A 13,102-nucleotide genomic window follows, 5' to 3' on the forward strand; every position below is an offset into this window, starting at 1 on the left:
TTCTGGTTGCTTGCCGCTAGATGGCGCCCTGCTCGCGCAGGGCGGCGATGGCCCGGTCGTCCAGCCCCAGGCGCTCGGCCAGCACCTGCCGCGTGTGCTCGCCCAGCAGCGGCGGACGCTCGAGGCCGGGATCGTCGTAGCCGTCGAACTTGAAGGGCACCGGCACCGCGCCGAAACGCCCCAGTTGCGGGTGCTCGTACTCGCGCACCATGCCGCGCGCCCGCACGTGCGGGTCGGCCATGATCTCGTCGACCGACAGGATCGGGCCGGCCGGCACGCCGGCGGCGTCGCAGCGCGCGCACAGTTCGTCGCGGTCGAGCGTGGCGATGGCGGCGGCCAGGCCGCGCATGACCTCGTCGCGCCGCACCACGCGCTCGGCGTTGCGCGCCAGCGCCGCATCGTCGCGCCAGGCCGCCAGGCCCAGCAGCTCGCACAGCGGCTTCCAGTGCTGGTCGCTGCCGGTGATCTGCACCCACTTGCCGTCGCGGCATTCGAAGGCCGCCGAAGGCACGCGGCCGGGATGCTCGGTGCCCATGCGCGGCGGCACTTCACCCAGGGCGAAATAGCGCGCGGCGGCCAGCGACAGCAGGCCGACCTGGCCGTCCAGCATGGAAAAATCCAGGTGGCAGCCCCGCCCGCTGCGTTCGCGTCCCGTCAGCGCCGCCAGGATGCCGATCGCCACCCACAGGCCGGAAGTCAGGTCGGCCACCGGCAGGCCGGGCTTGACCGGCCCGCCGCCGCGCTCGCCGGTCAGGCTCATGATGCCGCCCATCGCCTGGAAGACCGTGTCGTAGCCCTTGCGGCCCGCGTAGGGGCCGGTCATGCCGAAGCCGGTGCACGAGCAATACACCAGGTCCGGGTTGCCGGGCGCGATGTGGTCGCGGTCCAGGCCATACTTGGCCAGCGTGCCGACCGGGAAGTTCTCCACCACCACGTCGGCCTGCTCCGCCAGGCGGCGGATCAGCGCCTGGCCCTCGGGATGGCGGAAGTTCACGGTAATCGACTGCTTGCTGCGGTTGAACGCCAGGTAATAGGCCGACTCGGCGCCATGCGGCCCCTGCACGCGCGGCTCGAAGCCGCGCGTTTCGTCGCCGCCGCCGGGCTGCTCGACCTTGATCACGGTGGCGCCCAGCTCGGCCAGGATCATCGAGGCGAACGGGCACGCCAATACGCGCGAGAGATCCAGTATGGTGATGCCGTCGAGCGGTCTCATTGCCCGCCTCCCGCGCCGAAGCTGCGCATGATGGTATTGGCGTCGCGCCCTACCGCCAGCGCCTCGGCCAGCGCCAGGTCGGCGACGCGGTGGAAGGAGCGCTTGGTCAGCTTCATGGCGGCCGGCTCCCAGCCGGCCATGCGGCGCGCCAGTTCGAGCGCCGCGTCCAGCACCTGGCCGGCCGGCGCCACGCGGTTGGCCAGCCCCAGCGCCAGGGCGCGCGCGCCGTCGATGGGCTCGGCCAGCGCCACCAGCTCGAATGCCTGCTTGCGCCCCAACTGGCGGACCAGGTTGGCCATGACCACGGCGGCCACGATGCCGTGCCGCAGTTCCGGATAGCCGAAGCGCACATCGTCGGCCATCACCGCCAGGTCGCAGGCCAGCGCCAGCCCGGCGCCGCCGCCCAGCGCATTGCCATGCACCGCCGATACGACCGGCTTGCCGATGCGCGAGAACGCCAGGTGCAGCTCGGTGGTCAGCTCGGCGCGCCGGGTGACGGCGTCGGCGTGCGCCGCGGTCAGGCCGGCGAACTCTTTCGTGTCGGCGCCCGCGCAGAACGACTTGCCGTTGCCGGCCAGCACCACGGCGCGCACGCCGGCGCTGCGGTCGGCCTCATGCAGCGCGTCCAGCAGGGCCTGGGTCAGGGCCGAGTTCAGCGCGTTGTGCTTGTCGGGACGGTTCATGCGCAGTATGCGCACGCTGTCGCGGTCTTCGATCACTAGTTCATTCATGGCGCTTCCTTGTCAGGGGGCCCGCGATGCGGGCGCAAATAATTGTCTAAATCAACTATATAGGCGCGCCGGCGCGCGGCCGGCGCGCACCGCCTAGCGCGGGCCGGCGCTGCGGCCGCGCCGCGTCGGGATTTCCGCCCGGGCGTCGTGGAACATTTCCAGCGCGCGCGCCGTGAGCTTGTCCAGGGCGCGCTCCAGCACGTCGCGCTCGGTCGCGGTCAGCACTTGCAGCAGCGATTCGTTGCGCTCGACCGCCGCCGGGAACATTTCCTGGTACAGGCGCCGGCCGGCGGCGGTCAGGTCCAGGCTGATGCCGCGCCCGTCTTCCGCATCGGCGCTGCGGCGTATCAGTTTCTTGTCGATCAGCTCGGCCACCGTGCGGCTGGCCTGGCTCTTGTCGATGTTGGACTCGCGCGCCAGCGCATTCAGCGACATGGGCGCCGCGGCGCCCAGCAGGGCCACGATGCGCCATTCGCGCGGGCCCACGCCGTAGCGGCTTTCGTTGAGCCCGGCGGCGATGCGGCTGGAGACATGCGCCAGGCGGTTCAGCCGGTAGGAGAACAGGTCTTTCAGCACGGCGGGCGCGGCGCGCCCGGCGGTGGCGGTCTTGCGTACGGTACGAGTGGCCATGGTGTCAGTATCCGGGCAGGAAAGGCGCGCGCCCCGCGGGCGGCGCGCAAACGGGCACATGATAAACAACCACGGCGGGCCGGCTCATGCCGCGCCCGCGCCAGCCGCCGCGGGCGCGCCGATCAGGGGATTGAGCCCGCTGGCGGCCACGCGGCTGTACAGCGGACGGCCCAGGGTGTCCTCGCACAGCCGCGATACTGCCGGCAGCGCCGCCAGGTCCAGCCCGGTGCACACGCCCATGGATTCGAACAGGCTGACCAGATCTTCGGTGGCCACGTTGCCGGTGTGGCCGCCGCCGTACTTGACCTTGTCGGGATGCCCGCCGACGCCGCCGAACGCGCAATCGAAATAACGCACGTCCGCCTCCAGCGCGGCGACGCAATTGGCCAGCCCGGTGCCGCGCGTATCGTGGAAATGCGCCACCAGTGTCAGGTCCGGGAATTCCTGGCGCAGGCGCCGGCACAGCCCGCGCACGGCCGGCGGCGCGGCCATGCCGGTGGTGTCGCCCAGCGTCACCGCGTCCACGCCCAGTTCGGCGAAGCGCCGCGCGTCGTCCAGCACCCGCGCGGCATCGACGGCGCCTTCGAACGGACAGCCGAAGGCCACCGAAATGGTGCCCACCATGCGGAAGCGCCGCGCCGCGCAGCGGACCATGGCGGCGATGTTGTCCCACTGGTCCTGGCGGGACCGCTTGAGATTGCGCAGCGAATGGGATTCGCTGGCCGACACCAGCAGGCTGATCTCGTTGGCGCCCTGCCCGGCGTCGAGGTCGCGCAGGGCCCGTTCCACCGCCCGCACATTGGCGCAGGTGGCCTTGTACCAGACCCCCGCGCGCCGCGTCAGGGTGGCCAGCACGTCGCTGGCATCGGCGAACTGCGGCACCACCCGGGGATTGGAGTACGAGGTGGCCTCGACCCGCTCGAAACCGAGCGCGGCGAAGCGCTCGATGAGGCCGACCTTGGCGGGCGTGGCGATGAACCGGGACTCATGCTGCAGGCCGTCGCGCGCAAAGCATTCGCACAGGATCACGTCGCGCGTCATGGCTGCCGCTCCAGGCCGAAGCGCCGCAAGGCGTAGTCGCGCAGCTTGTTCTTCTGCACCTTCGAGCTGCCGGTCATGCCGATATGCTCGAACGACTCCACCACGTCCAGGTAGCGCGGCACCTTGTAGTTGGCGCAACGCTGCCGGCACCAGTCGATCAGCGTCTCGGGCGGCGCCGAGCGCCCCTCCTTGAGCAGCACGAAGGCGGCCGGCACTTCGCCGAGGCGGGCGTCGGGCACGCCGACCACCTGCGCCAGGCGCACCGCCGGATGCGCGTGCAGCACTTCCTCGACCTCGAGCGGCGCGACGTTCTCGCCGCCCACGCGGAACATGTCCTTCAGGCGGCCGACCATGCGCAGCCGGCCCTCGGCGTCCATCTCGCCGAGGTCGCCGGTGCTGAGCCAGCCGTCCGGGCTGAGCGCCCGGGCGGTCGCTTCCGGCATGTTGTAGTAGCCCTTCATGACGCTCCAGCCCCGGACCTGGATCTCGCCGCGCGCGCCGGCCGGCAGCGGCGCGCCGCCGGCATCGACCACCCGCACCTCCATGCCCGGATGCGGCCGGGCCCAGCCCATGGCGCGCAGCGCGAAATCGTCGTCGTGGGCCGACATGATGACGTTGGGCGAGGCCTCCGACTGGCCGTAGGCGTTGCAGATGGCCGGCACGCCCATCACGTCGCGGATCTTCTGCATGACCTCGGGGCCGGCGGCCGCCCAGCCGCCGCGCAGGTGCAGGCGCGCCGGGTCGAAATCGGGGTGGCCCATCAGCATGAGGAAAATCGTGTCGTTGCCCGAGGTGAGCGTGCAGCGCTCCTCATCGAGGATGCGCAGCGCCTGCGCCACGTCGAAGCGCGGCAGGGTCAGCAGGCAGCAGCCGGCGACCAGGCTCACCAGTATCGACAGCGTGGTGCCGGCCACGTGGAAATACGGCCGGATGCTGAAATAGCGGTCCTGCGGCGTGACGCCCATGCGCTGCGCGGCGGCCCAGGCATTGGTCAGCATGTTGGCGTGGGTCAGCATCACGCCCTTGGGGAACGAGGTGGTGCCCGAGGTGTACTGGATCAACAATACGTCGTCGGGCGCCACCTGCCCGGCGCGCCGGTCCAGTTCGGCCGCCGCCACCGCCGTGCCGGCCTGGATGAATGCCCGGTAGCCGGTCGCGCCGGCCGGCACGCCGGCGCCGACCACCACCACCTGGCGCAGCAGCGGCAGTTCCTGGCCCGGCAGCGCGCTATCCACGGCCGGCTCGACCTGGCGCAGCAGGTCGATGAAATCGATGCCCAGGAACTCGTCGGCCATGACCAGCAGGCGGATGTCCGCCTGTTTCAGGCAGAAGCGCAGCTCTTCGCTCTTGAAGCGGGTATTGACCGGCACGGTCACCGCCCCCAGGCTGGCGCAGGCATAGAAGACCTGGATCCACAGGGCGCTGTTGCCCAGCATGACCCCGACGTGGTCGCCATGGCGCACGCCGCTGGCATGCAGGGCCGCCGCGATGGCGCGCGCGCCGTCGGCCAGTTCCTGCCAGCGATAGCGGCCATCCGGCCCCACGAAGGCCTCCTGCGCGCCGCGCTCGGCCACCGTGCGCGCCAGGCGGCGCGCCAGCGTCGTCGGTTCAGCGAGCATCGGCCGCTCCCTGGGCGCCAAAGCCCGCCAGCGCGCCCTTCCAGTCCGTGCCGCGCAGGTTCTCGTCGATGGCCAGCAATTCGACGGCCATGGCGCCTTCGCGGGTGGTGGCCAGGCCCTGGTCGACGCTGCGCTTGGTCAGGCGTACCGTCAAGGGCGTGGCGCGCGCAATAGCCGCCGCCATCTCGGCGGCGCGGCCTGGCAGTTCGGCGGCCGGATAGACATGGTTGACCAGGCCGATCTCGCGCGCCTCCGCGGCATCGAACTTGCGCCCGGTGAACAGCAACTCCTTGGCCATGCGCCGGCCGACCGCCCGGGGCAGCCGCTGGGTGGCGCCGACGGTGCCCCAGCCGACTTCGGGATAGCAGAACTGGGTGCCCTCGGCGGCCAGGATGAAGTCGCAGGCGGCGGCGATTTCGCAGCCCGAGCCGAACGCCGCGCCGTGCACCACGGCGATGGCGGGCTGCGGCAGCCGCTCGATGGCGGCATAGGCGGCGAAGCCCGCCACGCGGCGCGCGGTCATGTCCTGGTCGGTCATGGTCTTGCGCTCCTTCAGGTCGGCGCCGGCGCAGAACACCGGGCCCGCGCCGCGCACCACCACCACATGCACGCGCTCATCGCCGGCCACGGCGGCAAGCGCGGCCACCAGTTCATGGCACATGCGCAGGCTCAGCGCGTTGCGGCTGTCGGGCCGGTTCAGGGTCAAGGTCGCGACATGCGCGGCAACGTCCAGCGCGAGGGTTTCATACGTGGCGCTCATTCAGACTCCTGCATAGATGGGATCGCTGGCTGGAACTATACGGCAATTAGTTGATTAAATCTACTATATCTGCCTGGCAGCACGACGCCAATATGTTGTATAAATCAACTTATATAGTTGACAATATCAATCAATAAACTTGTCCGGCCAACCCGGACGGAGACACCATGAGACTGCTGCGCCGACTCGCCCTCGTCCTGTGCGTCCAGGCCGCCATCGCGCCCCACGCAGCGGCGCAGGACTATCCCGACCGGCCGGTGCGGCTGGTGGTGGGGTTCTCGCCCGGCGGCGGCAGCGACCTGGTGGCGCGCATCCTGGCCAAGGCGCTGGGCAAGACCCTGGGGCAGGCGGTGGTCGTGGAAAACCGTCCCGGCGCGGGCGGCATGATCGCCACCCGCGCGGTGGCGGCCGAGAAGCCCGACGGCTACACCCTGCTGCTGGGCAGCGCGGCGGCCTTCGTCATCAATCCGTACCTGCGCGACGATGTCGGCTACGACCCGGTCCACGACTTCACGCCGGTCGGCGCGGTATCGCGATTCGATTATGTCCTGCTGGGCCGCCCGGGCCTGCCCGCCGCCACGCTGGCGGACTTGCTCGCCCATGCCAGGGCGCACCCCGGCGAGCTGACCATCGGCTCGGCCGGCGTGGGATCCAACACCCACCTGGTGGCGCTGGCGTTCCTGGCGCGCGGCGGCATCGAACTGCGCCACGTACCGTACAAGGGCACCGCCGGGGCGCTGAACGACCTGCTGGGCGGCAACATCGACCTGCTGTTCGATTCGGTGCCTACCGTCATGCAGCAGGTCAAGGCGCGCGCGGCCGTCAGCTTCGCCACCACGGGCGCGGCGCGCGAAGCGACGCTGCCGGCCGTGCCCACCTTCGCCCAGGCCGGCATGGACGGCTTCGAGGCCAGCAACTGGTTAGCCGTGTTCGGCCCGCGCGGCCTGCCGGCCGCCGTGGTCGAACGGTTGAACGCCGGCATGGCGCGCGCACTGCGCGATCCGGAGCTGCTGGCCAGCTTCGAGCAGAGCGGCAACATCGCCCTGGGCGGCTCGCCGGCCGACCTGGCGGCCCTGGTGGCCCGCGAAACCCGGCAATACAAAACCCTGATCAACGCGACCGGCGTCCGTCTCGACTGACTCAACGCCATGCCTGCCGCCATCGCCCCCGCCGCAGACCTGCCGCTGGCCGGCTGCCGCATCCTCGACCTGAGTTCGGCCGTGGTCGGCCCGTACGCCACGCAGGTGCTGGCCGACTACGGCGCCGAAGTCATCAAGCTGGAGCAGCCGTCCGGCGACATCATCCGCTGGATCTCGGGCCGCTCGCCCACGCCCGGCATGTCGGGCAAGTTCATGCACATGAACCGCAACAAGCGCAGCATCGCGCTCGACCTCAAGACGGCCGCAGGACGCCAGGCGGCCCTGCGGCTGGCGGGCAGCTGCGATGTGTTCGTGCACAACATGCGGTCCGCGGCCATCGGCAAGCTCGGCCTGGCCTTCGGCGACCTGCGCGCAGTCAGGCCGGACATCGTCTACTGCAACATCGTCGGCTTCGGCTCGACCGGCCCGTATGCCGACCGCCCGGCCTACGATTCCATCCTGCAGGGCGGCACCGGCCTGGCCAGCCTGTTCGCGGCCACGCAGGGCGAGCCGCGCTATGTGCCGTATGTGGTGGTCGACCGCAGCGCCGCGCTGATGGTCGCCAACGCCATCCTGGTCGCCCTGCTGGCCCAGGAACGGGCGCGCCAGGCGCGCGAGATCGAGGTGCCCATGTTCGAGAGCTACGCGGCCCTGCTGCTCAGCGAGCACCTGTACGGCGCCACCTTCGAACCACCCATCGGCGGCAGCGGCGACCGCCGCCTGCTCGACCCGAACGCCCGGCCCGTCAAGACCCGCGATGGCCATATCTGCATCACCACCAACACCGATGCCCAGGTGATGGCCTTGTTCGACGCCATGGGCCGCCCCGACCTGAAGGCCGATCCGCGCTTTCGCACCGCCGTCGAACGCATCGACCACATCGCCGAGTTCTTCCAGATCCGCGCCGACGAGATCGGCCGGCGCGACACCGCGCATTGGCAGCGGGTGCTGGCCGAGCACGACATCCCGGCCATGCCCTGCCACACCATCGACAGCCTGCTCGCCGATCCGCACATCGGCGCGGTGGGGCTGATCGAGCGCGTCCATCACCCGACCCAGGGCACGGTGAAGAACCTGCGGGTGCCGGTCAAGATGACCGGCTACGCGCCGTCGCTGCGCCACCATGCCCCGCTGATCGGCGAGCAGACCGGCGAGATCCTGCGCGAGATCGGCTATGACGACGCGCGCATCCAGGCCATGCTGGCGCGCGGCGAGGCGCACCAGCCCGGCTGATCCGCCACTATGCCGCGGCGCGCCACAACGTTATAGTGGCCGGGAGGCCGCGCCAGCCGCCACCGTGGCCGGGCGGCCCCTCATGATCACACCACGCGGGAGGTGTCACCATGTCTCATCGATTCCTGGCTGCCGGCCTGCTGGCCGCCACCGGCCTGCTCATGTCCGGCGCCTGGGCGCACCACGGCTGGTCGTGGGCGGATGCCGAGCAGATCCAGCTGCAAGGCACCGTGAAAAAAGTGCAGATCGCGCCGCCCCACCCCTGGCTGGACGTGCAGACCGAAGACGGCCTGTGGCGGGTCGAGCTGGGCAACCCGGCGCAGACCCGGCGCTCCGGCTTCGCCGAGGGCTCGGCCAAGGAAGGCGACAGCATCGTCGCCACCGGCAACCGGGCCCAGGATCACGCCGAGAAGCGCATGAAGGCGGTGCAGATCACCGTGGGCGGCAAGACCTACGACATCTACCCCGACCGCATCAAGAAATAGCCCGCCATGGCGCTGGAATGGCTGTCCGCCCTGCCCCACGCCACGCTGCTGCGCCAGTCGGACATCGCCTACCTGCTCGTCAATGCGGCCCACATCGGCGCCATCGGCCTGCTGTTCGGCGCCATCGCCGCGCTGGACCTGCGCCTGCTCGGGGCGGCGCGGGCCGTGCCGCTGGCCGCCGCCGGCCCTTACCTGGCGCGCCTGGCGGCCGGCGGGCTGTTGCTGGCGCTGTTGAGCGGCCTGTGGCTGTTCTCGGTGCAGCCCGGCGAATATCTGAGCAACCGCGCCTTCCTCGCCAAGCTGGGGCTGGTGGCCCTGGGCGTGGCCAATGCCGCATGGCTGCATGCCGGCCCCTACTGGCGCCGGACGCTGGCGGGCGGGCCGGTGCCGGGCGGCGCGCAGCTGCATGCCGCGCTATCGCTGGGACTATGGGCCGGCGCCATCGTGGCGGGCCGCTGGATCGGATTCCTGTAGCGCCGTCACGTGAGCGCGCCCAGGGCGTCCCGCAACGCGCGGGCGCCCGGCTCCGGCAGGGCGGCCTCGAGTTCGGCGTGCGTGGCGCGCCAGATCGGCAACGCCGCCGCCAGCACCTGGTGGCCGCGCGCCGTGAGCGCCAGGCGGCGGCCGCGCCGGTCGTCCGGATCGACGGCGACCCGCACCAGGCCGTCGCGCTCGAGCGGCTTGAGCGCCGCCGTCAGGGTCGTGCGGTCCATGGCCAGCAGGCGCGCCACCGGCGCCAGCGCCGGCGGGCGCGGCTGGTTCACGGCCATCAATAGCGAGAACTGGCCATTGGTCAACCCCACCGGCCGCAGCGCGTCGTCGAAGCGCCGCGCCAGCACGCGCGCGGCGCGCTGCACATGCAGGCACAGGCAGGTATCGCGCACTTCGAGCGTGGTCTCGAGCGAAATTTTCTTTGACATGCCGGAATTATTATGTTGATATCAACTTTAGTCAAACCCGCTACACCACTTTGGCGGCCGCGCGCCGTCCCAACCCCCCCCCAGGGAGATCACGATGATGAAGTACGTAGAAGGTTTTGTCGTGGCCGTGCCGGCCGCCAACAAAGAGGCTTATATCAAGCACGCCACCGAAGCGGCGCCGTTGTTCAAAGAGTTCGGCGTGACGCGCATGGTCGAATGCTGGGGCGACGACGTGCCGGACGGCAAGGTCACCGACTTCCGCGGCGCGGTCAAGGCCAAGGACGACGAGGTGGTGGTGTTCTCGTGGTTTGAATACCCGTCCAAGGAAGCGCGCGACGCGGCCAACCAGAAAATGATGACCGATCCGCGCATGCAGGCCATGGGCGAAAGCATGCCGTTCGACGGCAAGCGCATGATCTTCGGCGGCTTCGTGCCCGTCGTCGACGTCTGATACGCGGCCCGGCCATGGAACAGACGGAATCGCCCCTGGAAGGCGGCTGCGCCTGCGCACGCGTGCGCTACCGCCTGGCGCGCGCGCCCATCGCGGTGCACGCCTGCCATTGCCGCTATTGCCAGCGCATGAGCGGCTCGGGCTACGGCTGGAACGCCATGCTGGAAACCCGCCACGTAGAACTCGACGGCGCCGCCCGGCCAGTCGCCGTGCATACGCCCTCCACCCGGCCCGAGGGGCAGATCGTCATGCGCTGCCCGGATTGCCTGGTGGCCCTGTGGACTCACCACCCGCTGCTGGGTCCCAACATGGCGATGGTGCTGGTGGGCACGCTGGACCAGCCCGAACGCCTGCCGCCCACCGTGCACTGCTTCACCGCCACCCGGCAGTCCTGGGTGCGCATCCCCGCCGACATCCCCGCCTACGAGGGCGATTACGATCCGGATGTGGTGTGGGGCCCGCACGGCCAGGCGCGGGTCGCGGCGGCCCTGGCGGGCTGAGCGTCCCGGAGCGGCCACCGGGCGCGGCGACGCGGCCGGCGGCGTCCCCCTGGCCGTGTGCGGGAAATCTCTTATTGCCGCCCGCCGCCGCGCATCCCTATCATGCGGCAAAGGTCGACTGTGACCGCCCCGCCGACGGCGTGCCATCCAGCCCCGCGGCGTCCGCAGCAATGATTGCTGCCTGAAAACTCCCTTCTGGCTATGAAAGCCCCCGATATGCGCGCGTCGCGCGGTCGGGGGCTTTTTGTTTTTTCACTGTCGCGTCCGGTATCGAGGAGATCGCATGCAACACCCCGCCCCGTCCCTTCCGCCCGCCGCCGAAATGCGGGTGGCCTGCGTGCAGATGGCCCCGCTGATGGGCGACGTCGCCGCCAACGTGGCCCGATCCGTCGCCCTGGCCGAACAGGCTGCCGCCCAGGGCGCGCGGCTGGTGGTGCTGCCGGAACTGGCCAACACGGGCTACATGTTCGGCAGCCGGGAAGAAGCCTTTGCGCTGGCCGAGCCGGTGCCCGCGGGGCCGACTTCGTGCGCCTGGATCGCGCTGGCGCGGCGCCTGGGCATCTACCTGGTTGCCGGCATCGCCGAACGCGACGGCAACCGGCTCTACAACTCGGCGCTGGTGGCGGGCCCGCAAGGCTATGTCGGCACCTACCGCAAGCTGCACCTGTGGGGCGACGAGAACCTGTACTTCGAGCCGGGCGACCTGGGCCTGCCCGTCTTCCATACCGAGCTGGGCCGCGTCGGCGTGGCGATCTGCTACGACGGCTGGTTTCCCGAAGTCTACCGGCTGCTGGCGATGCGCGGCGCGGACATCGTGGCCGTGCCCACGAACTGGGTGCCCATGCCGGGCCAGACGCCCGAGGGGCCCGCCATGGCGCATGCGCTGGCCATTGCCGGCGCGCACAGCAATGGCCTGACCGTGGCCTGCGCCGACCGCGTGGGCACCGAGCGCGGACAGCCCTTCGTCGGCCGCAGCCTGATCGTCGGCGCGCAGGGCTGGACAGTCGCGGGGCCGGCCAGCGCGGATCAAGAGGAAATCCTGATCGCCGCCGTCGACCTGAAGGCGACGCGCCGCGCGCGCCAGCTCAACACTTTCAACCACGTGCTGCGCGACCGCCGGCACGACGTCTACGACGAAATGCTGGGCGCCGGACAGGCGACGCACTGAACGGCCAGCCATCGCGACCCCCAAGGAGAAAACCATGAAAATCCGGTATCGCAGCCTCTTCCTTCGCCTGTCGGCGCTGGCCATGCTGGGCATGGCAGCAAGCGGCCAGGCCGCAGAACCCGTGCGCATCGGCGTGGCGGTGGGCCTGTCCGGCGCCAATAGCGTGGTGGCGCCGGCCGTGGTGCAATCATCGCAGCTGGCCATCGAGCAGATCAATGCCGCCGGCGGCATACTCGGCCGCCAGGTAGTGCTGGAGATCGCCGACGACGCCTCTTCGGCGGTGGGCGCGCAGAAGGCCTATGACACGCTGGTATTCCAGAAGAAGGTCGACGCCATCATCGCCATGGAGACCAGCGCGGCGCGCAATGCGGCGCTGCCCATCATCAACCGCGGCAAAGTGCCGTACATCTATACCTCCTTCTATGAGGGCCGCTCGTGCAACCGCTGGATGCACGTCAACGGCTGGGTGCCGGAACAGCAGGTGGCGCCCATCGTCGACCATTTCACGCAGGAGCGCGGCGCCAAGACATTCTTCCTGGTGGGCAGCGACTATGCCTTCGGCCGCGGCATGCTGAAGTTCACCCGCGAGTACATCGAGAAACAGGGCGGCAAGGTGGTGGGCGAAGAGTACCTGCCGATCGACGGCACCGACTGGACGCCGATCGTCTCCAAGATCCGCTCCGCGCAGCCCGATGCGCTGATCAGCTCCACCGCGGGCGGCAGCCCCAATGTGGGCCTGGCCAAGCAGATCCGCGCCGCGGGCCTGTCCATGCTGTACGGCAACCTGGCCATTGACGAGGGCACCGCCAAGACCATGGGCGATACCGCGGTAGGCATGTACATGTCGGCCTCCTACCTGACCGGCATCGACAACGAGCAGAACCGCAAATTCCTGGCTGCGTTGCAAGCGAAGTTCGGCGACCAGGCCAAGACCGCCAACGACCTGTCGGAGCCCCAGTACGAGGCGTTCTTCCTGTACAAGGCGGCGGTCGAGCAAGCCGGCGGTACCGACCCCCAGAAGGTGGTGGCGGCGCTCAGCCAGGTATCGTTCGACGGCCCGCGCGGCATGGTGAAAATGGACCGCCAACGCCACGCGGCCCTGACCATGCGGCTGGGCCAGGTGCAGCCGGACCATTCGATCAAGATCCTGCAGACCTTCGACAACGTGGACCCGGGCCAGCAGTGCCCCAACCTGAAGTAACGCGTGCGCCG

Annotated in this window: 15 protein-coding genes; 8 read left to right on the top strand and 7 right to left on the bottom strand. The window is 70.2% G+C overall.

Features of this window, described 5'->3' with window-relative positions; translation table 11 throughout:
* Positions 1–16: 16 nt before the first annotated feature.
* The 6 genes from CAL24_RS15725 to CAL24_RS15750 all read right to left on the bottom strand — a co-directional run bounded on the left by CAL24_RS15725 (position 17) and on the right by CAL24_RS15750 (position 5,994).
* Entirely contained in the window at positions 17–1,213 is a 1,197-nt protein-coding gene (locus tag CAL24_RS15725) for a CaiB/BaiF CoA transferase family protein (protein ID WP_094807159.1), read from the bottom strand.
* Complete coding sequence (locus tag CAL24_RS15730) at positions 1,210–1,944, bottom strand: enoyl-CoA hydratase/isomerase family protein (RefSeq protein ID WP_028354702.1); 735 nt, start codon at positions 1,942–1,944, stop codon at positions 1,210–1,212. The genes CAL24_RS15725 and CAL24_RS15730 overlap by 4 nt, the downstream gene beginning before the upstream one ends.
* 93 nt (positions 1,945–2,037) lie before the next feature.
* Positions 2,038–2,574, bottom strand: coding sequence for a MarR family winged helix-turn-helix transcriptional regulator (locus tag CAL24_RS15735; RefSeq protein ID WP_028354703.1), 537 nt, complete (start codon positions 2,572–2,574; stop codon positions 2,038–2,040).
* An 84-nt stretch (positions 2,575–2,658) separates the two neighbouring features.
* Positions 2,659–3,615, bottom strand: coding sequence for a hydroxymethylglutaryl-CoA lyase (locus tag CAL24_RS15740; RefSeq protein WP_028354704.1), 957 nt, complete (start codon positions 3,613–3,615; stop codon positions 2,659–2,661).
* Complete coding sequence (locus CAL24_RS15745; RefSeq protein WP_028354705.1) at positions 3,612–5,234, bottom strand: AMP-binding protein; 1,623 nt, start codon at positions 5,232–5,234, stop codon at positions 3,612–3,614. The genes CAL24_RS15740 and CAL24_RS15745 overlap by 4 nt, the downstream gene beginning before the upstream one ends.
* A complete protein-coding gene (locus CAL24_RS15750) occupies positions 5,224–5,994 on the bottom strand; it encodes an enoyl-CoA hydratase/isomerase family protein (RefSeq protein WP_028354706.1) in 771 nt (256 codons plus the stop codon). The genes CAL24_RS15745 and CAL24_RS15750 overlap by 11 nt, the downstream gene beginning before the upstream one ends.
* 167 nt (positions 5,995–6,161) lie before the next feature.
* Between CAL24_RS15750 and CAL24_RS15755 the strand changes: the two genes are divergently transcribed.
* The 4 genes from CAL24_RS15755 (at position 6,162) to CAL24_RS15770 (ending at position 9,325) form a co-directional block, all read left to right on the top strand.
* Positions 6,162–7,133 (top strand): Bug family tripartite tricarboxylate transporter substrate binding protein, encoded by a 972-nt coding sequence (locus CAL24_RS15755; RefSeq protein WP_094807160.1) that lies wholly within the window; start codon positions 6,162–6,164, stop codon positions 7,131–7,133.
* Positions 7,134–7,142: 9 nt separating this feature from the next.
* Entirely contained in the window at positions 7,143–8,366 is a 1,224-nt protein-coding gene (locus tag CAL24_RS15760) for a CaiB/BaiF CoA transferase family protein (RefSeq protein ID WP_028354708.1), read from the top strand.
* A gap of 110 nt (positions 8,367–8,476) precedes the next feature.
* Positions 8,477–8,851 carry a DUF6152 family protein gene (locus CAL24_RS15765; protein ID WP_028354709.1) on the top strand — a complete coding sequence of 125 codons (375 nt, stop codon included), beginning with the start codon at positions 8,477–8,479 and terminating at the stop codon, positions 8,849–8,851.
* 6 nt (positions 8,852–8,857) lie between these two features.
* Positions 8,858–9,325, top strand: coding sequence for a DUF2214 domain-containing protein (locus CAL24_RS15770; protein WP_094807161.1), 468 nt, complete (start codon positions 8,858–8,860; stop codon positions 9,323–9,325).
* Between the two features lie 5 nt (positions 9,326–9,330).
* On the opposite strand, the gene CAL24_RS15775 is transcribed toward CAL24_RS15770, so the two are convergent.
* Complete coding sequence (locus CAL24_RS15775; protein ID WP_094807162.1) at positions 9,331–9,771, bottom strand: MarR family winged helix-turn-helix transcriptional regulator; 441 nt, start codon at positions 9,769–9,771, stop codon at positions 9,331–9,333.
* A gap of 97 nt (positions 9,772–9,868) precedes the next feature.
* Between CAL24_RS15775 and CAL24_RS15780 the strand changes: the two genes are divergently transcribed.
* The 4 genes from CAL24_RS15780 to CAL24_RS15795 all read left to right on the top strand — a co-directional run bounded on the left by CAL24_RS15780 (position 9,869) and on the right by CAL24_RS15795 (position 13,091).
* A complete protein-coding gene (locus CAL24_RS15780; protein ID WP_028354712.1) occupies positions 9,869–10,222 on the top strand; it encodes a DUF1428 domain-containing protein in 354 nt (117 codons plus the stop codon).
* A 14-nt stretch (positions 10,223–10,236) separates the two neighbouring features.
* The gene (locus tag CAL24_RS15785; RefSeq protein WP_094807163.1) at positions 10,237–10,722 is read left to right on the top strand and encodes a GFA family protein; all 486 of its coding nucleotides are present in this window, start codon (positions 10,237–10,239) and stop codon (positions 10,720–10,722) included.
* A gap of 283 nt (positions 10,723–11,005) precedes the next feature.
* The gene (locus CAL24_RS15790; RefSeq protein ID WP_028354714.1) at positions 11,006–11,890 is read left to right on the top strand and encodes a nitrilase family protein; all 885 of its coding nucleotides are present in this window, start codon (positions 11,006–11,008) and stop codon (positions 11,888–11,890) included.
* Positions 11,891–11,924: 34 nt separating this feature from the next.
* Positions 11,925–13,091 (top strand): substrate-binding protein, encoded by a 1,167-nt coding sequence (locus CAL24_RS15795; protein ID WP_094807164.1) that lies wholly within the window; start codon positions 11,925–11,927, stop codon positions 13,089–13,091.
* Positions 13,092–13,102: the final 11 nt, after the last annotated feature.

The sequence above is a fragment of the Bordetella genomosp. 2 genome, assembly GCF_002261345.1.
GTDB lineage: Bacteria > Pseudomonadota > Gammaproteobacteria > Burkholderiales > Burkholderiaceae_B > Bordetella_A.